This is a genomic window from Serratia sp. szju (assembly GCF_044594185.1).
GTDB lineage: Bacteria > Pseudomonadota > Gammaproteobacteria > Enterobacterales > Enterobacteriaceae > Serratia > Serratia bockelmannii.
Window position 1 is genome coordinate 4,837,891 of record NZ_CP172576.1, and the last position, 26,941, is coordinate 4,864,831.

Sequence of the window (26,941 nt, forward strand, 5' to 3'; positions counted from 1 at the left end):
AAGCACTCTTATTAAAAGAATACGCAATCACCCCTATAAAAAGAAGAAAAGCGTATTCTTTAAATTATAAACTTAACAGATTCAAAATTTCCTTAACCTTCTCTTCCATCAATTCCTTATTATTTCTAGACTCAACGTTAAGCCGAACTACGGGCTCCGTATTTGATGAACGAAGGTTGAAACGCCACTCAGGGAATTCAACGCTTATGCCGTCGGTATAGTCGACTAAATTTGCTTTAGAAACATAATGGCTTTTCACACCTTCAATCGAACTTTCTGGGTTCGATAACTTGATATTAATTTCACCGGAAGACGGGTAGGCGGCAATGCGATCCTGTACCAGTTGCCCCAGAGTTTGTCCCTTCACACTGACCAGCTCAGCGACCAGCAGCCATGGGATCATGCCACTATCACAATAAGCAAAATCACGGAAATAGTGGTGAGCACTCATCTCGCCGCCATAAATGGCGTCTTCCGCACGCATGCGTTCTTTAATGAAAGCATGACCGGTTTTCGACATCACGGGTACGCCCCCGGCACCGGTGACCACATCGACGGTGTTCCAACTCAGGCGTGGATCGTGGATTATCTTCGCGCCCGGCTGTTTCTGCAAGAAGGCCTCCGCCAGCAAGCCGACGATATAATAGCCCTCAATGAAATCGCCTTTTTCATCGAACAGGAAGCAGCGATCAAAATCGCCGTCGAACGCAATGCCCATATCAGCGCCATGCTCTCGCACCGCATCGGCGGTATCCGCACGACACTCAGGCAGCAGTGGATTTGGAATGCCGTTGGGGAAAGAGCCGTCCGGCTGGTGATGCACCTTGATAAACTCCAGCGGCACCCCCCGCGCCTTCAGTTGCGCTTCAATAGCATCGATCACATGCCCCGCAGCACCGTTGCCCGAGTTGATCACTAGCTTCAACGGTTTGAAATTTTTCACGTCTACATAGGACAGAATGTGTTCTACATAAGCCCCTAATACGTCCTGGCGTACGTAGCTGCCGCGCGTTGCTGTTGCTGCTAGCGCCTGAAACTGGTTTTTCTCCGCCAGCTCTTGGATCGCCCGTAACCCGGTATCGCCGCTAATCGGGCGAGAGCCCTCACGCACTAACTTCATGCCGTTGTAATCAATAGGGTTATGGCTGGCGGTGACTTCTACGCCACCATCAGTATTTAAATAGGTTGTGGCGAAATAGATTTCTTCGGTACCGGTTAAACCGATGTCTATCACATCAGTACCCGCATCCTGTAAACCCTTCGCCAGCGCCAACTTCAGACTTTCACTGGTTAACCGCACATCGCTGCCCAACACGATATTTTTGGGCTTTAAAAACTCGCCATAGGCGCGTCCAATACGATACGCGATGTCCTCATTCAGCTCTTCGCCCAGCTTTCCCCGAATGTCATAAGCTTTAAAACACGTCAATTTTTGCATTACCAAACCCTATTAAACTCTGCCATAGCGATCTTGCAAACGCTCAATATCATCTTCTTCCAGATAGTGCCCCGACCTGACCTCGATCATTTCCAAATCGATTTTTCCCGGGTTTTCTAGCGTATGGACACTGCCCGCAGGAATGAAGGTAGACTGATTTTCCGACAAGAAGAACTCTTGGTCATCAACGTTAACTCTTGCTGTCCCACTCACGACGACCCAATGTTCAGCACGGTGGAGATGGCGTTGTACTGACAAGCCTTCACCTGGCCGGACAATGATTTTCTTCACCTGGAAGTGCGTGCCGCTGTCGACGTCGCAAATCTTGCCCCAGGGACGATAGGACGCAGAATGCTGACGGAAATGATGAAGATTGCGTTTTTTTAACTCCTCAACGATCTTCTTCACCTCTTGTACTTTATCTTTGGTAGCAATAAGTACGGCATCACTGGTAGTGACAACAACCATATCATTCAATCCGATCGTTGCGACTAGCGCTGAATCGGAGGAAATGTAATTGTTATTTGAGTCAATGGAAATAACTTCACCAACGCTCACATTACCTAAATTGTCTTTTACAGACACATCCCACAGTGATGACCACGACCCGACATCACTCCACCCAGCATCGATGGGGATCACGACGGCATCTTGAGTTTTTTCCATAACCGCATAGTCAATGGAGTCACTCGGACAACGTTGAAAAGCTTCTGGCTCAACGCGAATGAAGTTCATATCCCGTTGGCTTTTAATAACGGATTCCTTCGCAGACTGATAAATGTCAGGACTGAATTTTTCCAGCTCGCTGAGGAACTTATCAGCTTTGAACATAAACATGCCACTGTTCCAGCTATACTCAGCGGAGGCTACGTATTCCTTTGCTTTTTCCAGACACGGCTTCTCAACAAAAGAGTCAACTTCAAAACATTCCCTCGAGAGGCTGGCCCCTCGTTTGATATATCCATATCCCGTTTCCGGGTGTTCAGGTATGATGCCAAACGTTACCAAGCGATCTTGCCCTGCAAACCGGGCTGCCGTATTGATTGCATCATGAAATCTATCGACTTTGGTAATCAAGTGGTCGGCAGCTAATACCAACAACATGCTGTCAGGAGTCTCTTCTGCGGCAAGATGCGCCGCTAAAGCCACCGCCGGCGCCGTATTCCGACCAATAGGCTCCAAAATAATATTTGAGCCAAGTTGACCAATTTCTCGCAACTGCTCGGCGACCAAAAAACGGTGCTCTTCATTGCAAATCACTAATGGAGATGCAACTTCTAGGTTGGAGGTATTTTCCAATCGCACTAACGTTTGTTGCAGCAAGCTTAATCCACTATCGTCAATAGATAGGAATTGTTTAGGAAAAGATTCTCTGGACAAAGGCCATAGGCGACTGCCTGTTCCTCCGGCCATAATTACCGGAACTATTTTAGACATAATTAAACCCTTCATTAACCTATTATTTTAAATAAACTTTAAATTTATCTTCAGCTGTAAAGCAGCAGGCGGAATTAATCACATCACCTTCCACACTGAACTAAATCCAAGATCACATAAAATATAAAAATCGGCAACACACCGAAATTATCAACCAGATGTGTCTTAATCATAATATTACCAAATAGAGGGGAATATATCATACTATGAAGTATAGTCGCCCCTTCCAGAAATTCTTATAGTTTCATAATGAAATCAAATAAAAATCAATTTAAAATCAATAAGTTAAAAGAAACATTTGCATCTTGCACGCTACCGCCCCTGGCTTCCAGTTACCAATCCCTGATCCGTACCCTAATTTGTCATCATTATTGTTCATTACTACACCTTGCTTTTCACAAACACCGCGCGGCAAGTGATGAAAAATGAGAGAGCGTGTTACGTCACTTAACGCCATTGCTCTTATAAAAGAGAGGTAGGACATTTCTATCTCACCCCATCTTTTAAGCGTTAACATAGCGTATAAACACAAAAAAGAGCAGCTTTGAGCTGCTCTTTCAGATTTATACTTAGGGTAGCGGAGCTGTTCGTCGAATTATTGTTCAACGCGCAGCAGAAAAATACTGCGCTACCCGCATAACATCTTTCTCGTCCAACGTCCCGGAGTCGCTCAGCAAGGTAATCCAGGACTTGATGTAGGCGTACTTGGCGGAGGCCAGATCGCGCTGAGCGCTATAGAGCTGCTGTTCGGCGTTGAGCACGTCAACGTTGACACGTTGCCCGGCCAGCACGCTTTGCCGGGTCGCCGTCACCTGTGTGGTGGCAGACTGTACCGCCAGCTCATAGGCCGCCACCTTGGCGCGGCTGCTGATGCACAGATTGTACTGCTTGCGCAGATCGTTGAGCGTGGTGCCCGTCTGCGCATCCATTTCATACATCGCCTGGCCATAGCGCGCCGCCGCCTGCCGGGTCGACGCCGAAACGCCGCCGCCGGAATAAATAGGCATACTGACCTGCACGCCGATACTGTCGGTACGGTATTTCTGGTTAACCGTGTTATCGCTGCTGGAATCGTTTTCCGAATGCGAAGCATACAGCTGAACCTGCGGCATAAAGCCCGCCCGATTCCTTTCGACGTCATACTTCGCGGCATCCACGCCATGACGCGAGGCGGCTAGCACCGGGTTGTTCTCCAGCGCGATCTTTTGCCACTCTTCAAATTTGGACGGGATCAGCGGCGCCACCTTAAACTTGCCCGGCCGCAAAACCTGCAATTCATCCAGTTGGTTCAGCGGTATGCCGATAATCACTTCCAATTCGCGCTGCGCGGCGTCCAGCGCATCGCGCGCTTCGATTACCTGCGCTTCGGCCAGGCTGTAGCGCGCCTGGGTTTCTGATACGTCGGTAATGGTGCCTTCACCGGCGCTCATCAGGCGATCGTTCAAGGTTAACTGTTCCTTGTAAGCCGCCTTTTGCGCTTCGGCCAACGCGATTTGATCCTTGGAATAGGCCACTTCGACATAGGCGTTAATCACCCTAACAGCAAGATCCAGCAACTTACTGCGATAGCGCTCGTCCGACATCATCGTCTGCGCTACGCCGGCTTTGTAACGCGCGTAAGCTTCATAATCGAACAGCGGCTGCGTCAGCGTGATCGAACTGGAATAACTGCGATATTGTTGCCGCCGGGTGACCTCCGAAACATTGCCGAAAAAGTCGCTCTGCGGATATTTTTGCGTCTGCCAATTGCGCGGCGAATTCTGATAGTTCAACGACACTTTCGGCAGCAGCCCCGCCCTGCCGATGTTTTCGTTCTCATCTCCCGCTTCTTTCTCTTTTATAGCCGCCCGGAAGGTCGGGTCCTTTTCTAATGCCAGCGAATATGCGTCTAAAATCCCTATCGAATAAACCGGCGCAGATATCGCAAACAAAAGGGTGCCGATAACCAGACCGGCAGCCTGTCGTTTTGATTGAATCAAAATTATTCCTCGGTTAATGAAGTATGAGCGCGATCCAAAATAGGTTTAAACAGATAACTCAGCAGTGAGCGCGACCCCGTTTTCACGAACACCTCTACCGGCATCCCCGGCTTGATGTCCTCGCCACTGAGCATCTTCATGCCCTCCGGTGAGACCGTAACCTGCATCTGGTAGTAAGGCTCACCGTTGGCTTTGTCGACCAGACGGTCGGCGGAAACCAACGTGACCGTTCCCGGAATTTTCGGGGTTTTGTTTTGGTTGAAGGCGGTAAACATCAGATCCACCGGCAACCCGTTGTACACCTTATCGATCAGGTCGACTTTCAGGCGAGAATCCACCACCAGCGTCGCCTGGCTGGGTACAACGTCCATCAGGTGGTCACCCGCTCCCACGACACCCCCCTGAGTGAAGATATTCAATCCGACCACGGTGCCGTCCACCGGTGAGGTGATGGCGGTGTTGCCCAGATCGAAATCGGCCATTTGCAGCTTATTGCGAAACTCACTGGCGTCCATTTGGGTTTGTGCCAGTTGCGTTCTGACCTCGCGTTGATAGTCGGCGAAACGTTGATCGATACGCTGCTGAGATTCTTGCAGCTGCTTTTGCAATTGGCCAATCCGCCCGACAGTTTCATCGATGCTGCTATTCACTTCGGCGAACTGACGCTGAACTTCCAGATAGCGATTGCGTGGCAGGTAGCCGTCCGCAGCCAGCTGCTTCATGCTGTTCATCTGTTCACGCAGGCTGGAAAGTTGGATCTGCTTGTTGACGCGTGAATCCTGCAGGCCTTTCAATTGGAAACGAATCCCGTCCATCGACTGCTTATAACCGTCAATTTCACTTTGCAGCCCCTGGCGGCGGGAAGCGAACAGCTGCGTTTGCAACGCGATAATTTCAGCCACACGCGGCTGATCCTTGATCTGGGTAAAAATGGGAGAAAAAGTGACGCTACTCAGACCATCGCGTTCGGCGAGTAAACGCCCTTCGGTGGCCAGCGTGGTGTAGTACTGGTCGCGCAGGGAATCGACCTGCGCCTGTGCCTGCACCTGGCTCAACTGCACCAGGACTTCACCGGCTTTCACCTTGTCGCCCTCTTTCACCGCGATATTTTTGATGATGCCGCTGGCCGGTGCCTGCACCGTTTTGCGGTTGCCGGAAACGGTTACCGATCCCGGTGATGCCACCCCTTTATCCAGGGGCGCAAACGCTGCCCAAGCCAAAAATCCGAACAGACCAATTCCCACGACCAGCCAGCCCATCCGGGTAAACCGCCGTTCATCCTGTGGGATCTCTTCAATATACGAGTCTTGCGGCTCGCCAATGTGCGTCGACATACCAACTCCTTTAAACTGCGGACGGCAATAAAGCCATCAGGCAATTCACGGCTTAATTAATTTGCGTTTTTGGGATATTGCCTTCATCTGGCTCAGAATTTACCGCCCTCACCGCTTGCTGAGGCTGTTGCGTCTGCGCTTTTTGCGCATTGGCTAACGCCTGAAGCACTTGTTGAGTCGGGCCGAACGCGTTGACGTTGCCATTCACCAAGAGCAACAGCTTGCTGGTCATCGACAGCAAATTGGTGCGATGGGTAATCAGAACCACCGTTTTATTACGTTGCTTGAGGAACATAATGGCCTGGTTCAACGCTTTCTCGCCTGCATCATCCAGATTGGAGTTAGGCTCATCCAAAACCACCAGCGAAGGGTCGCCGTACAGTGCGCGCGCCAGGCCGATACGCTGTTTCTGCCCACCGGACAGCCCAGCGCCACCGTTGCCGAGCACCGAATCATAGCCGTTCGGGAAACGCAGGATCAGTTCGTGCACACCGGCCAACTTAGCAGCTTCAATGACCTTCTCTGAGTCGATCTCGTTAAAGCGAGCGATATTCTCGGCGATAGTCCCGGCAAACAGCTCAATGTCCTGCGGCAGATAGCCGATATACGGCCCCAACTCATCCTTGTTCCACTGATAGATGTCAGCATTATCCAACCGAACAATCCCTTCACTGACCGGCCAAATGCCGACCAGCAAACGAGCCAGCGTCGATTTCCCCGACGCGCTCGGGCCAATGATCCCCAGCACGTCACCAGGCTGAATGGCAAAACTCACGTTATGCAATACCGCATCGCCTTTGGATCCCGGCGGCGTGGCGGTGACGCCTTCTACGGCAAGCACCCCTTCCGGACGCGGCAAGGACATACCGGTACCACGTTGCGGGTGCGTTTCCAGCAGCTTGACCAACCGGCCATAAGAAAGCTTCGCCGCGCTGTAGCTCTTCCAGACGTTAATAACCTGCTCAATCGGCGCCAGCGTTCGCCCCATCAGAATGGAGCCGGCAATCATCATACCGGGTGTGATGTGCCCATCGATAGCCAGCCACCCCCCCAGCCCCAACACCAGTGATTGCAGTGACATGCGCACAAACTTGGTGATCGACGTGACCCGCGATGCGCGTTCGCTGGCGATGCGTTGGCTGTTCAAGAATCGCTGGTGCAGACCGAACCACCGGCGTTTCAGGTTAGGCAACATCCCTAAAGCCTCGATCACTTCGGCATTTCGCAGATTGGTGCTGGCCAACGTACCGGACATAATCGACAGCTTGCTGGCTTCCGCCAGCGGCTTTTTCGACACCATTTCGTTGATCACCGCCAATGCGATCAACAACAGTGCACCGACCAGGGCGAACAGCCCCAACCAAGGGTTAAAGAGGAATATCACCAACAGATAGATCGGAAACCACGGTGCATCAAAGAAGGCGAACAGCGCGCTGCCGGTGAGGAATTGGCGCAGATTGGTCAAGTCGCTCAGCATCTGGCCGGCGTCAGAAGAACCGTTTTTCAGATTCGCCTCGTAGGCCGCAGTGTAGACTCGCGTGTTGAGACGCATATCCAGCTGACTGCCGATACGGATCACCACCATGCTGCGCACGTATTCCAACAGCGACATCATGCCGAACATGCCCAGCATGATCAGCGTCAGCATCAACAGCGTGATTTCATTACGCGAAGGAAGCACCCGGTCGTAAACCTGGAGCATATAGATAGAAGGAACTAGCATTAATAAATTAATAAATGCGGTAAATATGCCAACGGTCCAAAAAACCTTACTGCGAGTCCGTATAACATCCGCAATTTCATTGCGCGGTATAAATTGATTCACTTTCTGCCCTTACATCATGTGCACTGTCAGTCAAAATCCGCATTGGACTCTTATAAGGAAAATCCTAAAAAGGGAAAAATAAAATAAATCCTAAAGAACCCCCACCCCAGACATGCTCGAGACTGCAGATACTTTTTCTAACTATAGGTAGAGAAAGCGGATATCAGCAAGGCCGTAAGCAAAAAAAATCGCCTCACGAACTACAGAAAAAAACAAATGAAAACAGTGAGGTAAATAGTAGACAGGGCAACGCGAGTTTAGTACGAAAGGGAATAAATTAGAGATAATGACGTAGTTCACAATTTTCAAAGAATACGGGGTGTTTACACACCCCGTATTATTGATTGACTAACAGTTTCAATGGGCATTATAACCCACTGGAATTCATACTTACGCGTAGTGCAGAGTATCCACCAATTGCTGGTGGTTTTGCCCTGTCAGGTATACCACGGTATCGTTGAGGTCCAGCGTGTGGTTATCGTTGTTGTCGATAATTACATACGAGCTTGCAGTGTTACCGCCACCGCTGAATACAACGGATGCCACACCCACTTTCGCCGTCAGCGAGTTGCTGCTATCCAGACCCAAGATACCACCCAACAGGCCGATAACGCCGTTGGTCAAACCGCCCACCAGTGTCCCCAACAACGCATCCAACGTGTCGGCAGAGCGCGTACCGTAGTTCGCTACCGCAGTGCCGCTGGCGTCATCGGAAATAGTCAGGCCGCCATGGTTCACGTCGACAATCGAGTCCTTGAGGCTATTAAAGTCCTTGATGGTCACACCCGCCTGCGTGTTACTCGCCTTGATGTCATAGGTGTTGGCACCTGCGCCACCGGTCAGCGTGGTGTTGCCAATCACGCCCAGGGTATCGGCAGCACTGGAGCCTTCTACGGTCATCTGGTAACCGTTCAGGCCCAACGCCGTCAACACCGGCGCCAACAGGTTGGTGGTAATGACGCTCAGCGGCAGAATGTTCAGCAATTGAACGATGATACCGTCACCGGTACCGCCATGGCTGGAGTCGAGATTCAGCCCCCCGGTGTTGGTGGACGCATTGATATCACGCACGTTGCTGAAACCGCTGCCCAACGTCAGATCCAGCGCGTGATCACCGGTCACGTTGATGGTCTGAACCTGCGCATTGGTGCCGGCCAGTGACAGAATGTTGTCAAAGCTGCCGGTACCGCCTGAGGCCACGTTCACCGTGGTCAGAGCGGTGCCCAACAAGGCGCTGCTGCTGCTGTTAAGGGTAATGGCGCCGGCATTCACATTGGAAGAACTCACCGCATCAAAGTTGATATTGAAATGATCGGTGGCGTTCTGCACGAAGGTGAAGTTCAGCGTACTGGCGGAAGTCGCGTCCCCTTTCACTTCCAACTGCGCGGCGTTGCCGCCGGCGGCGTTAATGACGTTGACGTTAGCCAGACCGGAGATCACAAAACCTTGTGAGCCCAGGTTGGTGGCCGCCGCGTTCTGCGTAACCGTGCCGCCCGTGGTGCCTTCCACCGTAGATGTGCCGTTGGTCAGGCCAAAGTCAAAGGTGTGGGTCGGCGTTGTGACGCTGGTGGTGGTCGGTGAACCGATTAGCGGAGTCGTAATCAGCGTACCGACGGACTTGCCGATATAGCCGGTCAGGTCAATTTTCTCAAAGTTCGAGAAGTTGTTGGCGTTGCTAGTCACGGTACTGGTGCGAACGCCCAGGGCGTTTTGGTTGGTTACTACAGTTTTGGTGATGAAGTTGGCGGAGATGGAGTCCGTACCCGCACCACCATCAGCCTTAACCGTGTTCGCGACAGTGTTCGCCCCACCGGAAACCCCGTTGCCCACCCAGTGCAGGCTGTCGTTGCCGGCGCCGAGGTTGAACTGTGCGGTACCGGTCGCGATGTTGGCCGTCGATGTGACAACTACGTCATCCGCACCCGAACTGGCGTTCAGGATGACGTTGCCGTTATTCACGGTGATATCTACACCTGGATTAACACCATTGTCAGACAAGTTGACCGTTGCTGCGCTGGTGCCGTTGATGGTCAGATTCGCCAGATGGTCGGCGAACTTCAGGTTCACGGTGCTGGCGGCATTGGCGTTCAGTTGAACATTCGTCAGTACCGCTGTTTCGGCGTTGCTGATTTGATGGGAAGAACCAGTGTTTACCGCACTTGTAGCATTCCCCCCTCCAGTTGTCGCCGTAAGAGTTGCCGCAGTTTTGTATAACAGACTGGTGCCGATGTCATATTCAAACGCATGCTGCTGGGTCATCGTAGCCGCATCAGTAGCCGTTGAATTGCGCAGATCGTTGATGATAGCCGAAGTAATGGCTACTTTATCTGTCAAACCACTATAAATAGCAATCTCTTGCGCAGTCGGATCTTGACCATAAACCCCAAAGTAAACATGCTTAATAAAATCATCACCAGTTAACTGGGCACCTTTTCTCTGGAATTCCACAGAACCCAAAAGATTCTTAATCAAAAGATCAAACGATTTGTTAGGTTGGAGTAAATAGGTTGTCCATGAATCCAATCCTAAAGCATCAATGCCGCGATAAGGCACTGCAAGGTAGACTGAGGCAACACGTTCTTGAGAAGCAAGATCGACAGACCACTGGTTCCATGCTGCCGAACCATAAGACTTATAAATAATAGGTTCAACATGGGCATCAAAAACAGACTGACTCTGCAGCGTTGCAGCATCAAACCCTTGATAATTTAGAAGAGAGTCTATTGCATTGAAAATAGCATTACTCAAAGAAGTATTATTTAGTATTTGCTGCAAATCATTAACAGCTGGTGATGAACCATAAACTTTCTGATAAATAGACTGCAAAATCTCGACTTCAGTTTGATTGCCGTACAACGCTTGGCCAGCGGATGAAGTAAGTAGACCATCTATATATGATTGATATGTAAGCTGCCCATGGCCAATTTTCAAGGCAGCATCGTCAAACGCAACAACACCTGTGTATGTCTCTTTACCCATAACGGCATAAAGTATTGCGGCAACTTCCTTCTGGTATGCTAGAGAGGCCATAATCGTATCCTTAGGATAAACGTTTAACTAAAAGTCTAAAATTCGAATAAGAGTAGAGCTGATACCATCGATGAACTCTTATTCAATAGCAAAAGACATGCAAAGCATGCTTGAGTAAGCAAAGTCCATAAAAAAACAACTGTCAACCAAAAATAAAAAAACACTCACTACAAATAAAAAAATTCTTAAAAAACAAAAACAAAAACAAAAACGTGCCATAGAAATTAACAAGGCGAAGGAGGTCTCATTGAAATCACGTAGACAAGTGCAGAATGCTATGGTATTGAAATAGAATAAAGAAGAGCAAGACGTTAGATAGGAAAGGCACTCAACAAGCATCTAATTTGGTGGAGTATTATTAAATAACTAACTATATTTATAGATTACGACGTATCCAATGCGATTGCACTTATATTTATCAATAATTTAAATCACTCAACATCCATACAGTATTTTAATTAAGAACAAAAAAAGTTCCTTAGTGATAAAAAACGCACACCACAGTTATGTAATTACAGAGTATAAATCATGATATATGTTAATGCGCGATTTCTCACGCAAGAGGTGACAGGGGTTCAAAGATTTGCAGAAATGATATCCTTAAGCCTAAATAATAAAATTAATAACATCACCTTCCTTTGTCCATCAGGTGTGCTACGGGAATCTGTAGGAAAAAAATTGAACGTAAAGCTTATAGGGAACTGTCAGGGACACTTTTGGGAACAAGTAGAACTCCCCCTATTCTTGAAAAAAAACGGCTCTCCACTTTTAATAAACTTAGGCAGCACAGGTCCTATTTTTTACAGAAACAAAATAGTTACACACCACGATATTACGTACTTAAAGTACCCCCGTAGTTATTCAGTAGCATTCTTGATATTTTACAAGATAGTAATGCCATTCATACTGAGAACCTCACGCCACTTGATAACTGTGAGTCAATTTTCAAGAGAAGAAATAGTTAACGCGTATAACTACCCCAAGGAAAATATATCAGTAGTATACAATGCAACAGATGAGTCGTTTCGCCCCGCAAGTACAACAGAAACTCCTAACGACGATCGTTACTTATTATCAGTTTCATCACGTAACTATCACAAAAATCATCATGGTATGATTGGTGCTTTTAAAAGGGCATTACAAATTTCACCTGAGAACAAAAATATAAAAATAAAAATTATAGGAAAAACAGCAAGATCGTTTTCAAAGCAAGGATATGCACTCGAGTGCAACTCAGATAATATAGAGTTTTTAGGAAGGGTCAACGACGAGGAACTAATTAACCTATATCAGAATGCAACAGCATTTATTTTCCCATCATTTTATGAAGGGTTTGGTATTCCACCTCTAGAGGCTCAGTCTTGCGGTTGCCCTGTCATATCATCAAATGCTGCATCAATGCCTGAAGTTTTGGCTGAAAGTGTCTTATACTTCGATCCACACAGTCTGGAAGATATGAGTGAAAAAATTAATCGCATAATGATGGATGAAAATTTAAGGGGGAGTTTAAGTCAGAAGGGATTAAAAAACACAAGAAGATTTTCGTGGGAGAAGTCTGCGGAAGAGTTAATAAAAATAATCAACAAATTTGTTTAAACATGAAATGCTGCGGGTGATATTAAACACCCGCCATATAATAAACCATTTTAAATAGGGTTTGACTGCCGCCTTGCTTTAGTTACGCTCTTGAATTTCAAGCTCACTCTATCAGAAATCATTGACTTCATGAGATAACCCACAAGAATAATTGTCAGTAAAGATATAGTATAATACATCCAAAGAATGTTTAGGTTCATCTTGCTGAGCACAACATAGATCCCTGATAAAACGACGATATGGCAGAGGTATATCTCATAAGAGATATCACCTAAAAAGGCCAACCACTTAAGTTCTAAGTTTCTAATGTTTACGATAGAAATAAAAAATAAAAGTGAAGGAATGCCATCTTTGATAAATCGGGGAAGCTGAAACTTAGCTAAAGCGAAATACGCAACAACAGAAAAGATAAAAAATAGAACTGAACTACAAGAAAGTTTGTTATGCTTATAAAGTAAATATAATATAATACCGTAACAGAACTCCAAAGAGATACTGTCTGTAACCCCAACAACAAAGGGATTACTACCCCTATACCATCCACCCAAAATAACAATGACTGCTATAGAAAAAATGGTTCCCATAGAAACCAAGTAAATATTTTTCAAAAAAAGGAATGACGCGAATATTAAATAAAACAAGAATTCGTAGCACAGCGTCCAAACAACAGGATTTAAATACTCATAACCATCTTCACTTACCGGAATAAGAAAAAAGGATTCCCAAACAAATGTACCCGAAGAGCTACTATTTATTAAAACAGGCTTAATAATATATACAATAACAAGAGGGAGCAGCAAAAGATAATGGAGAGGAAGTATTCTGACAGCCCTATTCTCTAAAAAGGCGAGAAATTTGTATTCTTTTCGGTCACAGACATACATCATTATAAACCCAGAGATTATAAAAAATATATCTACGCCTATACTGCCTTTAGTAAAAGAAAAATCAGTCATTCCAACGGAGTAAGCCTTAGCCGTCAAATGTGTAAATACGACTGAAAGGGCAGCAATACCTCTCAGCCATTGAATTTGGTCTATGTTGTTTCTTTGCATCTCCTACCTTACCCTATGTAATTATGGCTGGTAATACCATCTGACTAAAGACAATCTGCTTTATAGCGACACAAGCCAAGGAAATAACTTACATACCGTCAGGATCTTTCATTTTCGAAAAATTCCCATTTATCGTTTATATAGTTGCTGATTTCATTCCTAAAGCGTTCATCTGAGAATCTAATGGCGTTATTCCTACAACTCTGTGGCTCAAATAGACTCGCCGAAGATTCAAATGTTTTCACCGCTTCGACCACTGCCGATACATCTTGTTTATCGAAAAACACTCCTGTTGGATTAGGATGCGCTGTCGAAACAACCGTCTCCAGAGCGCCTCCACGACCATAGGCTATCACTGGGGTACCACAAGCTTGAGCTTCGACAGGTGTAATGCCAAAGTCTTCCTCAGCAGCAAAAACAAAAGCCTTTGCTTTCTGCATATGTTCTTTCATTACATCATTAGTTTGGTAGCCCATTATTTCTACGTTTTTAGTCGCTTTAGATCTTATCTTTTTCATTTCAGAACCATCTCCAATAACGACCAGTTTTTTATCCTGCATGTGACTAAAAGCTTCAACGATAAGGTCAATTTTTTTATAGGGAACCATTCTCGAAGCGGTGAGATAAAAATCATCCTTATTATCACAAACATCAAAATTTCTAACAGACACCGGAGGATAAATCACATCAGCCTGCCGGCCATAAACTTTCTGTATACGCCGAGCAATAAAACGTGAGTTTGCAATGAAATGATCAACCCCATTAGCTGTACGGTAATCCCACAACCTTATTTTATGTAATAGCCAACGAACCAATAGTCCCTTTACCCCTGAATCTAAGCCAGATTCTTTCAAGTATTGATGTTGAAGATCCCAGGCATATCGAATAGGTGAATGCACATAGCTGATATGCAGCTGGTTAGGTCCTGTAATAATTCCTTTGGCTACTGCGTGACTGCTGGATAAGATTATATCGTGCTTTGAAACATCTAATTGCTCAATGGCAAAAGGCATCATGGGAAGGTAATTCTGATATTTTCTTTTTGCGAGAGGCAACCTTTGAATTAAAGAGGTTATCGCTCTCTTATTGTGAAAGTTTGCTCTATCATTATCCGAGAGAAAGTCAACAATTGAGTACAATGTAGAATCAGGATATAAATCAACAAATTCTTTTATGACTCGTTCAGCACCAGCATAAGTGACCAACCAGTCAGCAACAACTCCTAAATCGTAATTATTCAAGATAACCTCTTAAACTTATATATTAAAATTTTACTTACTAATTTCACACAAAGAATCCGAATTATCTGTTGCTACACTGGGGCAACGTATAGTGATATTTCCATTATCACTTTGCAAGTTATACACAGACCAGCTACTCTGCGGTTCAGAACTTAACTGATAACTTTTCATAGGCACTGTGCTTCTCTCACTTTGCGCAGATAAGGTTGAACTTCGGATAACACTCCCTAATTTTTTAATTTGCACGGCAGATTTTTTTTCTTGAAGATCATGCGTATAAAATCCGAAGTTAAACTCTTTATTTTCAGCACTATTACCATCATTTATTAGATCATACCACCAAACGCCTTTAATATAGCCAGTTTGCTTAGCCAATATCGAGTATTCTACAATCCAATTCGCCGCATCAACCTCGCTAATTCCAGAAGCACCTGAATAAGTAGGATATCCCATTTCAGTGATATAAAACGGCACATCTCTCCCTGCTTCTTTTCTAACCTGATTTTCAAATGAGGATATGTTTAAAATAGCATTTTTTGGCGTATTTAACTGTTTGTTTGGCAACATATAGGAATAGGGATGCAAGGAGATTCCATCGACATAATTTAATAGCCCATTCTTTATCAGATCCAGCATCCATTTTCTATCACGATGAACGAGAGGATTAAGAGAGCCAGTAATAATGATGGCTTCAGGATCCACTTTCCTGATAGCCATAGACGTTATCTTCACCAGTTTCAAGTATACACTATCGTCAGGTCGGCTGAAATTCTTAGGGACCCCACTTCCAACTAACCATTCATTCCAAATTTCGTAATATTTGACTTTACCTTTGTACCGCTCAGCAGTCCACTGTGCATAATCCGCGAACTTTTTAATTTCATCATCGGAGGTAGGGTAATTTCTGCCAGTAATATTTTTATTTCCATAATCTAATACTAAAAGAGTGTTGATATCGTACTTCCTGGAGCTATTAATGAAATCATCAACTTTCCGCATCTTCCCATTAACACTATACTCACCAGGAACTCTCTCAACTTGATCCCAAGTAAAGTCCTCCCTTATCGCATTAAAGTTACTTTGCTTTACAAGATCCACATATTTTTTCGCCTCCTCTCCATAGCTTCTTAAATGGACACCTACGCCAAATTCGAAAGCATAACTCGGTACAACCACCATTAGCATTAGAATCGAAGTAAATTTTCCTAATTTAGAGGAGTTCATGATTTTTACCTATAAGTTAACTTTCTTAAAGCTTTAATGGGTATATTAATAATCTTATAAAAAATAAAGTTATTAACAGCGATTTTTTCTAATACGGTGGCATATTTATCAAAAAGCTCCGTTACTTGAACGTTAACTTTACTGCTCAATGTTAAATTAGAACTTCTTTTAATTGCTAAAATATTAATTAAATTCCCTCTAATCCTCTGTAACAACAATCTTCTAGAATCCTTTTCTAATCCTGGATACATAAACAACTCTCCTTGTGAATATATAGATTCAATATATCCTATAATGTTTTTTTCTGTAAACCGTGACTGCATAATGGAGCCCATTCTAATCCGTCTTAGAAAGAACTTGTCATTACAGACGTAGGTCAATTTTGATTTAAAGAAAAGTTGTGGTGTAAAATCTTCATCCTCATGAATGATAGGTTTAAATTTTAATTCGTTGTCTTCAATGATACTTTTCTTGAAGATATACATCCAGGCATTAGGAAAGAACCTCTTCTGCTTTGATAGCGCTATAAAACATTCCTCTCCCGTATTGAATCGCGCTATCATGTTTCTTGCGTAATCAGGAAGTTTACGTATATCCTTCGTATTGCTGATTTCACTATCGTAAAAAGATTTAGCTGAGAACACGAAAAGTTCAAGATCAGGGGTTTCGTTTAATACCATAGAAAACTTGGCTGTAAGACCAGGATCTAATAAATCATCAGAGTCAAAATAGTAAACATATTTGCATCTAGCAAATGATGTCCCTATGTTTCTCGCAACGCCCAACCCATTATTTTTTGTCGAATGAATCTCAACAAATTCATATTTAGCAAATTCAGAATTGAGAATATCGAGAGACTTATCAGTAGAACCATCATTTATAATTACAACCTGAGCCGGGCGTGGATTCAAATTAATAACAGATTGCACAGCCTCAAACACATAATTTTCTACATTGTAAACTGGAATTACAATTGTCAGATCTACAATATCGGAAGTTTCACTCTTCATTTGCAATCTCACATCCATCCACTCCTTTTGTCCACGCTTCGTAGTAACCGGAATTTTTGCCATACGAATTATCTATTAATATCGTTTTCATCCCAAGCAAGCATGCTAAGATATGTCCGTGCATTCTCGACGTTATAATCTCACTGTGAACCATAAAATACTTATTTACGCGTTGAACTAATGCATCGGTGTATTTATACCATATGAGATTAACTGGAATAAGACTGAAACCAAGCTTGTTATTAACGAGCTCGCCATGATGACATAACTTCAGTATAGCCCGATCTTTACCATTGCAAATATCCATCCAGTCTTCTGTTTTTATACAGTTATCTTTAGTCAAGCCACTTGGTATTTTACTTATTTCAATATCTTTTCTCAGCATCCAAAGCGGATTATTTTTTTCCTTCGAATTGGTTTTTTTAGGGAATGCATAGTAAAGTGAATGGGCCATATCAGGACATAGGACTGTCTTCTTTGAGAAGTAATTTCTCAATATATCGAGACTACGAGTATCTCTGCAAAATATATGTAAATCTTTATGCTTAGAGAAGATCTCGGCCGATGAAAGCATGTTTCTTTCGTTCGAGAAATGAACTGTCTGAGGGAGGATAACTATCTTGTTATTTGGATAGCTCGATATCACTTTTTCTCGTAGTCGCTGATGCGCCGGGTATAGATCACCAAAATTACCGCCACCATGTAAAATAATAGTTACATTGTCAGGAACAGTCTTATAATCATTAAAAAATCGATGTGAACCAAGATCTGAATAGCGAGCAACGACATTATATTCCATTTCGAAGAAAAATTGTTCAGCCCCCTTCAAAATCAAAAGATCTCCTACATTTAGATGCAAAGGAAAATCCAGATAAATGATCTTGCTGCCTTTAGGAACTACATTTTTTATAGTAAAAAGATCTTTGTACAACACGTGCATTTTATTCATAAAAGTGCCTGTTAAAATTTTCCTTTGATTATCTTCTTTAACTCAACTAACAATGGCGAAGATGATAAAAAAATAGTTATTACGAATATAAAACCACCAATAACAATAGAAGAAAATAGTGTAAATGTATTATTGAGACTAAAATAGTGCCCCATGAAAAACTTAAATAACCAGACAGACATTAACATTGGCAGGGAAATTTTTAGAGGTATCAACAAACTGAGCAAATACTCTCTGTAGCTATTACCTAAAACGGGTTTAATTAAAATGAAATAACTTAAGAATGTGTTAACTATTTGAACGATCAAAAACCCTATCGCAACACCTTCCACGCCGTAATATAAACCACCGATATACAATGTGGGCAAAAATAAAACAGTTTTAAATACGTTGAATTTAAAACTAATATCAACCCTAGCTTTCGCCATTAATAATGCACCAATAGGATTACCAATGGACCGTAATAAACCTACCACACATAGTACTTGCATTGTCGGTATGATGAATTTCCATTTCTCACCAAAAGCAAACAAGACAAAGTTGTCTGAGACTAACATCAGCCCAAGCAAAAGCGGGAAATTAATAATCCCAACTAAGGAGAGCAACTTGTAAAAATTAAGCCTTAATTTTTCGATGTCGTCCTGAATTTTAGAGAATGCAGGAAACAAAACCCTTGTTATAATTGGATTTAATTTCATCGGTGGTATTACCGTCATATTATACGCCAGGTTATAACCGCCGACTGCAATTGGTCCTAACAGTTTTGCGAGCACAACTGTTGAAATGTTTACATTGATGAAATTAACCAAATTATCAGCTGTAAGGTAAGCACCAAATTTCAAATTCCCTTTAATTTTATAAAGTGAAAATGAAAGTGTGGGTTTATACATTTTAACACCATGAACATAAAACAAAACTGTTCTCGATGCCGCATTGATTAGATACCCCCATATTGCCGAAATTGCAAATGGATAATAGAAAGCAATGCAAACTGTGAATAAAAATCCTAGCAGAAAACTTATCGCCTCAACCTTTCCTATTATCGAAAACTCCAACTCTTTCTGCAGTAACGCTCTATACTGTTGCCCATGAGGTATAAATAAAAATGCTATCGATATTAACTCAATTAGTTTATTTAACCCCGGAAGGTTTAAAAAGGCAGCTATCTGCTTACCACAGACGAAAAAAATAAGGAAAACAAGAAAACCCACTCCGACATTAAACCAATAAAGAGAGGTTAGTTCATCTTGAGATATATCCTTTTTTTGTATTATAGAGTTTGAGATTCCAAAATCTGAAAGAGTATCAGCTAAAGCAATAATAACCATGGCTGCGGAAAGCAAACCAAATTCCTTTGGTCCTATGAGTCTCGCTAAGATTGCCATCTGTAACAGACCGATACCCACAATACAAGCAGTTGAGAATGCGGTCCATTTTGCTCCATTAAACGCTTTTGCTTTTAATCCCATATTTTTATCCAACTATCTCTTTCAATTCTTTGCGTATTCTGTCTGTTGTTTTCTCCCAGGAAAACTGATTGACTTGTGAAAAACCTCGTATCCTTAATTCTTTCACTAAAGACTGAGAGTCAATAATTTTTTCTAATGAAATGACCATTTCGTCTATGTTCTGAGGATCGACAAGTAATGCAGCGCCACCTGCTATCTCGCTTAAAGAAGTACTGTTAGATGTTATCACCGGAGTACCACAGGCCATAGCCTCTATCACCGGCAAGCCGAAACCCTCATATAAAGAAGGGAAAAATAATAACGAGGCACCTTTATATATCGTTGCCAATTCATCATCAGTTATTTTCCCTGTAAACAGTACCTTATCCGTTATTCTAAGTCTGTTCAATTCTGAGGCAAGTTCGGAACTAACAAGTCCAGTAAATATATAGTTATGAGTTTTTACAAGACGCGAGTTTGCATATGCTTGTAAAGCCTTCATCTCATTTTTATGAGCTCTACGATTACTGACAGTGAGGATATAGGGCCGATTAGTGCCAAAGCTTTCAACTTGGGAATGAAATGACGGTGAAACACCATTGCCAACAACAACGACCTGCTCGGCGCTTACTCCTGCCCAATCACAGATCCTGGCCTTTGAGAACTGCGACACAGTGAATATTTTTGCGGCCTTCCGACATGTATTTTTAAGAATAGTATTGTAATAAATTTTCTTAAGTAGTGTCGTATTAGGCGCGACATCAATATGATTTAAATCATGTATCGTAATAATGCAACGTTCCAAGAAACACAATGGCGAATTGTATCCTGGTGAAAAAAAATACCCACTGTTTTTACTCAGGTATTGTGTGAGTTTAAAGCTATCATATTTACTCGCTGGATCACCATTCAGCTTTATTTTTTCCAAACCGTCTATTGCAGAATATACCTCCCTTGCAAAACGACCTATTCCATGCTCCCCGATCCACCGGCTATCAAATATAACATTTCCCATTAACCACCTCAAATTAATTTATTTTAATCCATTAGAGCGCGTAGATATAGTAAAAAGCCTCTGTTGAATACCACGGGTAACTATACCAAAGATCGAATCCATCCATTCTATCTGTGTAATATGGCCCTAATGTTATAACTCTCACAATAAAATACAAAATTAGAAGTATTCTATATATATTGGCCATGCGGTAAAAGGCGAAGAACATGAAATAGCCTAATCCAACTGCCGACATAACCAAGAATATTCTTGATGACAGCAATGGTATCGGTAGTAAGAATAAGTACGAGAGGCAAGAAAAATAAAAGAATTTTTTTATTATTTCGAAATTGGAACTTTTAGGTCCAAAAAGCAAGAAACCAGCAAGCATAACAAACATATATTTTAAGAATGTATTACCAACTTCCGCGCTATTTCTATTGGCTATGTTATTATAATACTGTAATTTAGCTGCCAACTCACCGATTACGGGGATGTTGAAAAAAATCGTCAACTGACTAAGAAGTAAAGAAAACAATAATCCAAAGAAAAGGAATAACCCTAACGTTATAAATTGCCTTCTCTTATTGTCACTTAAAAATATTTTAAGTACTACATAAATAGGAAGAGACGATAGGTGTCCTCCTATAGCAAAAAACATAAATATTATTCCTTTTATATTTCTAAGACCGTAGCTTAAAGCAAATAAAAGGAAAGGTGTCGCGATCATTTGGCGCATCAGTTGCGTCGATAGCGCAAACATGAAGAAACCAATGCATGAAGCGATACAAAGTGACCGTTTCGTTTCTTCCAGTTGCTCAAGTCCGAATTTTTCAAGCCATACATAAAATGTAAAACAGCTAAAAAAGGAAACCAAGAAAAATAGTGCAGCAGGTTTTAGCTCTCCGAACAGAATGATAGTTATCTTGAAATATAGTGATATTAGAAATTCTATCCCCTGCGAATACTGGGCTATGCTGCCACCTTTTAATAATTCTTGGTATGCAGAATAGTAATGTGCAAAATCATCACTCATAGATTGGAAGTACGATCTTGACGCAAATATCAAGCAACCACAAACGATTGCAAAGACACTTAAATAGACTCTCAAATATCTATTTGAGAAAAAAGTCGGAAACACAACAAGAAGAGATAGAGAGAGATAGAATGCTAGTACGGGAGAAAATACCCCCACTAAAACTGATGATATCAGTAGAGTGCCAAATAATAACTCATATGATCTTAGCTCTATTTTATTTATATTCATCATCCGAACCTTTAAAATTCAACACATAAGAGCCATGCAGTTTTAAAACCATCCGCGTTATTACTCATCATATTTAGCACCCAATTAAAACTGACAAGAACAGACTCATTTCCCATTAAATATTTCTTTTATAATATCTTGCAATTTATTTGTCTTCTCAACCCAAGATTGTTTTTCCACCATGTCTTGGTTTGATTTTGTAAAATCAGCTGAATATGCATTTTTATACATAAGCAATAAATCATCATAGTCTGCATATTCATATAAGAAGGAAACATCTTTTTTATAATCAAGATTAACCCCTCTGTATAAAACATTCAATCCAGATGCCGCATATTCCCATAACTTCATTGGGCTTCGACCTTTGTTAGCATCAGAATCATTCAACGGCAGCAAACCGACTTTAGCTTGTCTTAATTTCTCAGCTGTTTTGTTATAACTGATCGGACCGTGGAATTTTATATTACTATGTTCAGATTCAATCCTCTTAATTTCGATTTCCATTTCTGTTGAAATTGGTCCGTATATATCAAAAACATCATTTTTAAAATTACTTGCCAAGCACTCCATTGCTTTTATATCAAACCGATAATCTATTGCACCTATATATATCGCACCTTTCTTTTCAATGCTGTCATCTGAGAAAAAAAACTCAGCATCATAACCATTATTTATAACTTTAATGTCTTTATTCAATTTATTTTTTTCGCTTAGGAATTCAGCGACTTCATTTGAAGTGGCAATGACAGCATCTGCCTTAGCTATCAATTTTTTCTCATATGTTAACACCTTAATTCCAGACATCGTACTGTAGTTATCCGTTGGTCTATAAATGATATTTTTATATTTAAAGACGTTAATATATGGTTCAAAAAATGGATAATCACAAATAATAATGTCGTACTGTGATTTTCTACCTTGAGCCATTCTAATAAGAAAGTCAGTTATCTTATTCACGAAGATAAAGAACCAATTTCTTTTGGTCGTTATTGGAAATATGAACTTAAATTCATCAATCCTCACAGAGTCGTTTATCTGAACTAAACCAACGCATTTCTTTCCTGTGAGTTTGTGCATTAACGAGAAAGGTGTTCCCATGAACGTCACATTATGCCCAGCTCTTGCCAATTGATTTGCATAATGATGGCTGCCAATTTTGAAATTAGAGATAGAGGGGGTGTGACTTAAAATAAGTATTTTTTTTCCCGAGATCACTTAATCACCTTATCATATGAAAACAGCTGCCACTACTTTTCAAATAGTGGCAGCTACCATCATCTAATTGCTTTTCTTGTCGTCGTAATTATATCCATAGTAGTTATAACCATAGCCATAATAACTACTTACTTTTTTCACGACGCCGTTCAAGATACATCCTTTTACTGGAACACCACTTTGCTCAAAACGCTTGATACTAACATCAATTTCCTTAACTGTATTATTTTCAAAGCGTGCAACAAGTAGAGTGGTCCCTGCATATCGACCTATAATCGCGGCATCTGTTACGGCCAAAATCGGTGGTGTATCGATCATGACCAAATCATATGTTTTTGTAGCCCACTCCAGCAACTCTTTAAAACGATCATGCATTAGTAGTTCAGCTGGATTTGGCGGTACTTGCCCTCTTGAGATGAAATCAAAACCAGCGTTTTTTACAGGTTTGATAGCATCTTCTAACTTGGCTTTCCCTACAAGGTAGTCAGATAAACCGTTATCGTTATTTACATTGAAGAGTTTATGTACGTAACCCTTTCTCATATCGGCATCGATAAGTAATACTTTCTGATGACTTTGAGCAATAACTGAAGCTAAATTCGTGCTGACAAAAGTCTTACCAGCACTTGGGCTCGCACCTGAAATCATAACTGCATTATTTGCTGATTCCATCATCGCAAAATGTAAACTTGTCCGAAGGCCACGAATAGCCTCGATAGCTAAATCTGCAGGGTTCTCAACGGCCAGGAATGCTCCAGATTCATTTATTCGTCTCTGACTCATCGTCAGCCGCTTACTTTTTGCCTTGCTCAGGGTGTTTTTTTGCAGCCATTCAGAAACAGGAATACTGGCATACACATTAATTCCTTGCTCCTCCAATTGTTCTGGAGATTCAATTCCTCTGCGTAAGAAGACGTTAACCAAAACAACACCGATAGAAATAAAACCACCCAAGAAGACACCAATAATAACTATCAATGCTTTTTTGGGTTTTACTGGTTTAGGCTCAGTAATAGCATTGTCAATGATTCGAACATTACCAATAGCACTCGACTTAGCAATATTCAACTCTTGCTGCCTATTTAAGAGCTGCATATAGACAGCTCTACCAGATTCTACATCTCTACTGAGTCTCAACACTTCTTGTTGAGTTGCTGGCATTGCCGAGATTTGCTTATTAAGTTTTGACTTCTCTTGTTGCAACGTTTCCCTTTTCTGCATCAGCGCGTTATATGTCGGGTGATCCTTTGTATAAAGTTGAGAGATCTCTGCTTCTTTAAACGTCAGTTCATTTAACTGGTTATCCACATTAACTATACGATTCAGTACAGATTGAGCTTCCAAATTTAAATCAACAGAATCTTTTTGGCGCCGATAAGAATTTAGTTTGTCCTCAGCTAAATAAAGTTCAGAACGTACCTTAGGGATTTTCTGATCTAGGAAATCAAGACTTTTTGAGTCTTGCGCTGCCTGGCGATCAATATTTTGCTGTAAGTAATTCCGACTGATACTTTCTAATATCTTCCCGATTAATTGAGGATCGTCCCCTGTCATGGCCAGATTAAGCATCCCTGTATCTTTGCCCTGCTCTTCAACGGTAAAATCTTTTTGTAAATTAACGATCGCTTCTAGCTGAGTTAAAAGTTGAACGTTAAATTCCGTCCCGACTGGTGCATCTATTTTGTCAACAGTCAGAGAAACACCATCTTTGTTGAAGTCAACACCAACCTGAGCAACATCCTCAAAGCGGTCACTCACTATTTTGAATTTCCCCCCCTCTAACACCACAATTTTCAAATCACGATTTTTATCTTCGTCATTTAGTTTCGGAATGCTTAAGTGACTAATCTTAATCTCACCAGGTTTATTCCCGACTAAACGATTAAACCCCTGACCAAATAGTGGGAAGTAGTTCTGTTCTGCGACTATTTGTAGATTCAGATCACTGACAGTTTTTCCAAGAATCATTCGTGATTGCAACAAAGAAATTTCGGGAGCAGACTGAGGTTGTCTGTCAGGCAACATTTGACTTAAGTTGTCCAAAATCGCATTGCCCTGCTTTTGCTCGACTTGAATTAAAGCATTTGCACGATATATAGGAGTAGAAAAAACACAAAATAGTATACTTAAAGTTAAGAAGGCCGTAGTAATGCCAGTAATTAACCAACGATGATCAATTATCTCACCAAGCAACCTTCCCAAGTCAAATTCATCGGATTTTTCGTTACCGACGTTTTTTACTGTATTCTTGTTTAACATTATAAATCCCACTGACTATCGGCGTAATGCTAAAGCCCATTTCTGAGCTGACTGTTCAAGAAGGCCGTAAACGAACTCAAAAGCTTCTCGACTTTGGCGATATGGATCCGCAATTTCACGCTGCCCTATCCAGTGGCCGAAAAGCATCGTTTTACCTCTCACCTCGGGAGCTAAACGACATACGGCCTCGATATGACTTTTCTCCATAACAAGAATAAGATCAAATTCGCGGCACATCTTCGCCGTTAATTGCTTGCCTTCATGATTTTCTAGAGACAACTCATGCGATAAAGCCACCTCTTGAGCCATTTCATCAGCTGGCTTTCCTACCATAGCACCAAGGCCTGCAGAACTAATTTTTTTTTCGGGCAAACAGTTTCGCAATAACCGCTCTCCTGTAGGAGAGCGACAAATGTTGCCAACACAAACAACTAGAATCGAATTAAACATACCCATACCATTTATTTCTAAGGCCAATTACGGATACGAAGCGTTCCTTCGGTAAGGTCGTTGAAGCCAGAAATTGTAGGTACTAACTGACTAATGACCCGATTCCAACGAACAACTGGCGCTGTTGTAACATATACGATATCGTAGGGTTTAAGATGAAATTCTGTCCCCATTACCATTGCCGCTGCATCGGATGCATTCAACTGATAAATATTTGCCAATTTCTTACCTTCAGTTCCTCCTAGCGGACGGATGACAAATACACCAGTTGCATCAGAAAACGTTTGGTCCATCCCATTTGCATTTCCTAATGCCTCAGTCAACGTCATACCACTGCGATCCATTTTCAACGTGGTCTGCTTTTTAACTTCACCCATTACGAATACTTTCAAGTCATCGTTTCGAGGGACATAAAGGATATCCCCAGGATAAAGCAAACGGTTCTGAGTGAGATCCCCTTTTTGCATCAATGCTTGCAGCGAAATACTGATTTTTTGCCCATTGTGGGTGAGCACAACATTTCGCCAATCTGCGTTTTCTGATAGTCCCCCCGCTGAGTTGATCGCATCCATTACCGTCAATGGCACATTGGTAATCGGCTGTTGACCGGATTTTGTTACTTCTCCCGTCACATACGCTTTTTGAGAACGAAATGCTGCGATGCTGACATCAACCTGCGGACTCTCGATATACTGTGCTAGCCGAGAGGCAATGTCATTGCGTACTTGATTAACTGTTTTTCCTAACACCTTAACTTTACCGATGTAAGGATAAAAAATTGTTCCGTCTGAGTTCACCCAGTTGCCTGTATCACTCGCGCTACGGTACTGCCCCGCAGGAGTCGTCAGTTCTGGGTGATCCCATACTGTCACCATCAACACATCGCCGACACCAATGCGGTATTCGTAATTTTGCAATTCCCGTTCAAGCGAGGAATTAGGCTGTGCAACCACTGGTTTCGATCGTAGCTTCTCGATTAGACCTGGCGTCACCGGGTAAATATTAACCAATTTATCAAGGTTAAAATCGCTATCTTGCTGTTTGACAACCTCTTTACCACTGGTTGAAAGATGAGAGCCCGGCACGATAGTACAGCCGCTAACCACACTGATGGATACCAAGAGCGGTATCAGTTTCCATTGTTTTTTTGCCATCGAGTTATCATCACTTTCAAAGTAAAAAATGCATGC

General features: G+C 42.5%; 19 protein-coding genes. 1 reads left to right on the forward strand and 18 read right to left on the reverse strand.

Annotated elements, in window-relative coordinates:
* Window positions 1-64: 64 nt before the first annotated feature.
* The 6 genes from cpsG to RE418_RS22950 all read right to left on the reverse strand — a co-directional run bounded on the left by cpsG (window position 65) and on the right by RE418_RS22950 (window position 11,043).
* Window positions 65-1,438, reverse strand: a complete 1,374-nt coding sequence (gene cpsG / locus RE418_RS22925; RefSeq protein WP_089180712.1) for a phosphomannomutase CpsG — start codon at window positions 1,436-1,438, stop codon at window positions 65-67.
* 12 nt (window positions 1,439-1,450) lie between these two features.
* Window positions 1,451-2,875, reverse strand: a complete 1,425-nt coding sequence (locus tag RE418_RS22930) for a mannose-1-phosphate guanylyltransferase/mannose-6-phosphate isomerase (RefSeq protein ID WP_399675593.1) — start codon at window positions 2,873-2,875, stop codon at window positions 1,451-1,453.
* A 602-nt stretch (window positions 2,876-3,477) separates the two neighbouring features.
* Window positions 3,478-4,854: a TolC family outer membrane protein gene (locus RE418_RS22935; protein WP_049207878.1), complete on the reverse strand. Its 1,377-nt coding sequence runs from the start codon at window positions 4,852-4,854 to the stop codon at window positions 3,478-3,480.
* 2 nt (window positions 4,855-4,856) lie between these two features.
* A complete protein-coding gene (locus tag RE418_RS22940) occupies window positions 4,857-6,188 on the reverse strand; it encodes an HlyD family type I secretion periplasmic adaptor subunit (RefSeq protein WP_025302176.1) in 1,332 nt (443 codons plus the stop codon).
* A 52-nt stretch (window positions 6,189-6,240) separates the two neighbouring features.
* On the reverse strand, window positions 6,241-8,013 hold the full coding sequence (locus tag RE418_RS22945) for a type I secretion system permease/ATPase (RefSeq protein ID WP_025302175.1): 1,773 nt from the start codon (window positions 8,011-8,013) through the stop codon (window positions 6,241-6,243).
* Window positions 8,014-8,403: 390 nt separating this feature from the next.
* Window positions 8,404-11,043, reverse strand: a complete 2,640-nt coding sequence (locus tag RE418_RS22950; protein WP_089180711.1) for a DUF4214 domain-containing protein — start codon at window positions 11,041-11,043, stop codon at window positions 8,404-8,406.
* Window positions 11,044-11,571: 528 nt separating this feature from the next.
* Here RE418_RS22950 and RE418_RS22955 point away from each other — a divergent pair.
* Window positions 11,572-12,639 carry a glycosyltransferase family 1 protein gene (locus RE418_RS22955; RefSeq protein ID WP_089180710.1) on the forward strand — a complete coding sequence of 356 codons (1,068 nt, stop codon included), beginning with the start codon at window positions 11,572-11,574 and terminating at the stop codon, window positions 12,637-12,639.
* A 50-nt stretch (window positions 12,640-12,689) separates the two neighbouring features.
* Here the strand turns inward: RE418_RS22955 and RE418_RS22960 are convergent, their stop codons facing one another.
* The 12 genes from RE418_RS22960 to RE418_RS23015 form a co-directional block, all read right to left on the reverse strand.
* Window positions 12,690-13,694: an acyltransferase gene (locus RE418_RS22960; protein ID WP_049295290.1), complete on the reverse strand. Its 1,005-nt coding sequence runs from the start codon at window positions 13,692-13,694 to the stop codon at window positions 12,690-12,692.
* Between the two features lie 98 nt (window positions 13,695-13,792).
* Window positions 13,793-14,938 (reverse strand): glycosyltransferase family 4 protein, encoded by a 1,146-nt coding sequence (locus RE418_RS22965; protein ID WP_049295289.1) that lies wholly within the window; start codon window positions 14,936-14,938, stop codon window positions 13,793-13,795.
* 27 nt (window positions 14,939-14,965) lie between these two features.
* Window positions 14,966-16,159 (reverse strand): cellulase family glycosylhydrolase, encoded by a 1,194-nt coding sequence (locus RE418_RS22970; protein WP_089180709.1) that lies wholly within the window; start codon window positions 16,157-16,159, stop codon window positions 14,966-14,968.
* 5 nt (window positions 16,160-16,164) lie between these two features.
* Window positions 16,165-17,232, reverse strand: coding sequence for a glycosyltransferase family 2 protein (locus RE418_RS22975; protein ID WP_089180708.1), 1,068 nt, complete (start codon window positions 17,230-17,232; stop codon window positions 16,165-16,167).
* Window positions 17,159-18,118: a polysaccharide pyruvyl transferase family protein gene (locus RE418_RS22980; protein ID WP_072070337.1), complete on the reverse strand. Its 960-nt coding sequence runs from the start codon at window positions 18,116-18,118 to the stop codon at window positions 17,159-17,161. Before RE418_RS22980 ends, RE418_RS22975 begins: the two co-directional genes overlap by 74 nt.
* Before the next feature lie 11 nt (window positions 18,119-18,129).
* Complete coding sequence (locus tag RE418_RS22985) at window positions 18,130-19,587, reverse strand: MOP flippase family protein (protein WP_049295287.1); 1,458 nt, start codon at window positions 19,585-19,587, stop codon at window positions 18,130-18,132.
* Between the two features lie 4 nt (window positions 19,588-19,591).
* Window positions 19,592-20,581 carry a glycosyltransferase family 1 protein gene (locus RE418_RS22990; protein WP_072070336.1) on the reverse strand — a complete coding sequence of 330 codons (990 nt, stop codon included), beginning with the start codon at window positions 20,579-20,581 and terminating at the stop codon, window positions 19,592-19,594.
* Between the two features lie 31 nt (window positions 20,582-20,612).
* Complete coding sequence (locus RE418_RS22995; RefSeq protein WP_049295286.1) at window positions 20,613-21,596, reverse strand: EpsG family protein; 984 nt, start codon at window positions 21,594-21,596, stop codon at window positions 20,613-20,615.
* A gap of 336 nt (window positions 21,597-21,932) precedes the next feature.
* Window positions 21,933-23,042 (reverse strand): glycosyltransferase, encoded by a 1,110-nt coding sequence (locus tag RE418_RS23000; protein WP_089180707.1) that lies wholly within the window; start codon window positions 23,040-23,042, stop codon window positions 21,933-21,935.
* Between the two features lie 63 nt (window positions 23,043-23,105).
* Window positions 23,106-25,301, reverse strand: a complete 2,196-nt coding sequence (locus RE418_RS23005) for a polysaccharide biosynthesis tyrosine autokinase (protein ID WP_049295284.1) — start codon at window positions 25,299-25,301, stop codon at window positions 23,106-23,108.
* 15 nt (window positions 25,302-25,316) lie between these two features.
* Window positions 25,317-25,751 (reverse strand): protein-tyrosine-phosphatase, encoded by a 435-nt coding sequence (locus RE418_RS23010; RefSeq protein WP_049296029.1) that lies wholly within the window; start codon window positions 25,749-25,751, stop codon window positions 25,317-25,319.
* Between the two features lie 17 nt (window positions 25,752-25,768).
* A complete protein-coding gene (locus tag RE418_RS23015; protein WP_049296027.1) occupies window positions 25,769-26,905 on the reverse strand; it encodes a polysaccharide export protein in 1,137 nt (378 codons plus the stop codon).
* Window positions 26,906-26,941: the final 36 nt, after the last annotated feature.

Excerpts from the sequence above, each read along its gene's own strand:
- RE418_RS23005 (WP_049295284.1), bottom strand. The coding sequence starts at position 25,301 with ATGTTAAACAAGAATACAGTAAAAAACGTCGGTAACGAAAAATCCGAT.
- RE418_RS22955 (WP_089180710.1), top strand. The coding sequence starts at position 11,572 with ATGATATATGTTAATGCGCGATTTCTCACGCAAGAGGTGACAGGGGTT.
- RE418_RS23010 (WP_049296029.1), bottom strand. The coding sequence starts at position 25,751 with ATGTTTAATTCGATTCTAGTTGTTTGTGTTGGCAACATTTGTCGCTCT.
- RE418_RS22930 (WP_399675593.1), bottom strand. The coding sequence starts at position 2,875 with ATGTCTAAAATAGTTCCGGTAATTATGGCCGGAGGAACAGGCAGTCGC.
- RE418_RS22970 (WP_089180709.1), bottom strand. The coding sequence starts at position 16,159 with ATGAACTCCTCTAAATTAGGAAAATTTACTTCGATTCTAATGCTAATG.
- RE418_RS22985 (WP_049295287.1), bottom strand. The coding sequence starts at position 19,587 with ATGGGATTAAAAGCAAAAGCGTTTAATGGAGCAAAATGGACCGCATTC.
- RE418_RS22950 (WP_089180711.1), bottom strand. The coding sequence starts at position 11,043 with ATGGCCTCTCTAGCATACCAGAAGGAAGTTGCCGCAATACTTTATGCC.
- RE418_RS22940 (WP_025302176.1), bottom strand. The coding sequence starts at position 6,188 with ATGTCGACGCACATTGGCGAGCCGCAAGACTCGTATATTGAAGAGATC.
- RE418_RS22980 (WP_072070337.1), bottom strand. The coding sequence starts at position 18,118 with ATGAATAAAATGCACGTGTTGTACAAAGATCTTTTTACTATAAAAAAT.
- cpsG (WP_089180712.1), bottom strand. The coding sequence starts at position 1,438 with ATGCAAAAATTGACGTGTTTTAAAGCTTATGACATTCGGGGAAAGCTG.
- RE418_RS22975 (WP_089180708.1), bottom strand. The coding sequence starts at position 17,232 with ATGGCAAAAATTCCGGTTACTACGAAGCGTGGACAAAAGGAGTGGATG.
- RE418_RS22960 (WP_049295290.1), bottom strand. The coding sequence starts at position 13,694 with ATGCAAAGAAACAACATAGACCAAATTCAATGGCTGAGAGGTATTGCT.
- RE418_RS22995 (WP_049295286.1), bottom strand. The coding sequence starts at position 21,596 with ATGAGTGATGATTTTGCACATTACTATTCTGCATACCAAGAATTATTA.
- RE418_RS23015 (WP_049296027.1), bottom strand. The coding sequence starts at position 26,905 with ATGGCAAAAAAACAATGGAAACTGATACCGCTCTTGGTATCCATCAGT.
- RE418_RS22990 (WP_072070336.1), bottom strand. The coding sequence starts at position 20,581 with ATGGGAAATGTTATATTTGATAGCCGGTGGATCGGGGAGCATGGAATA.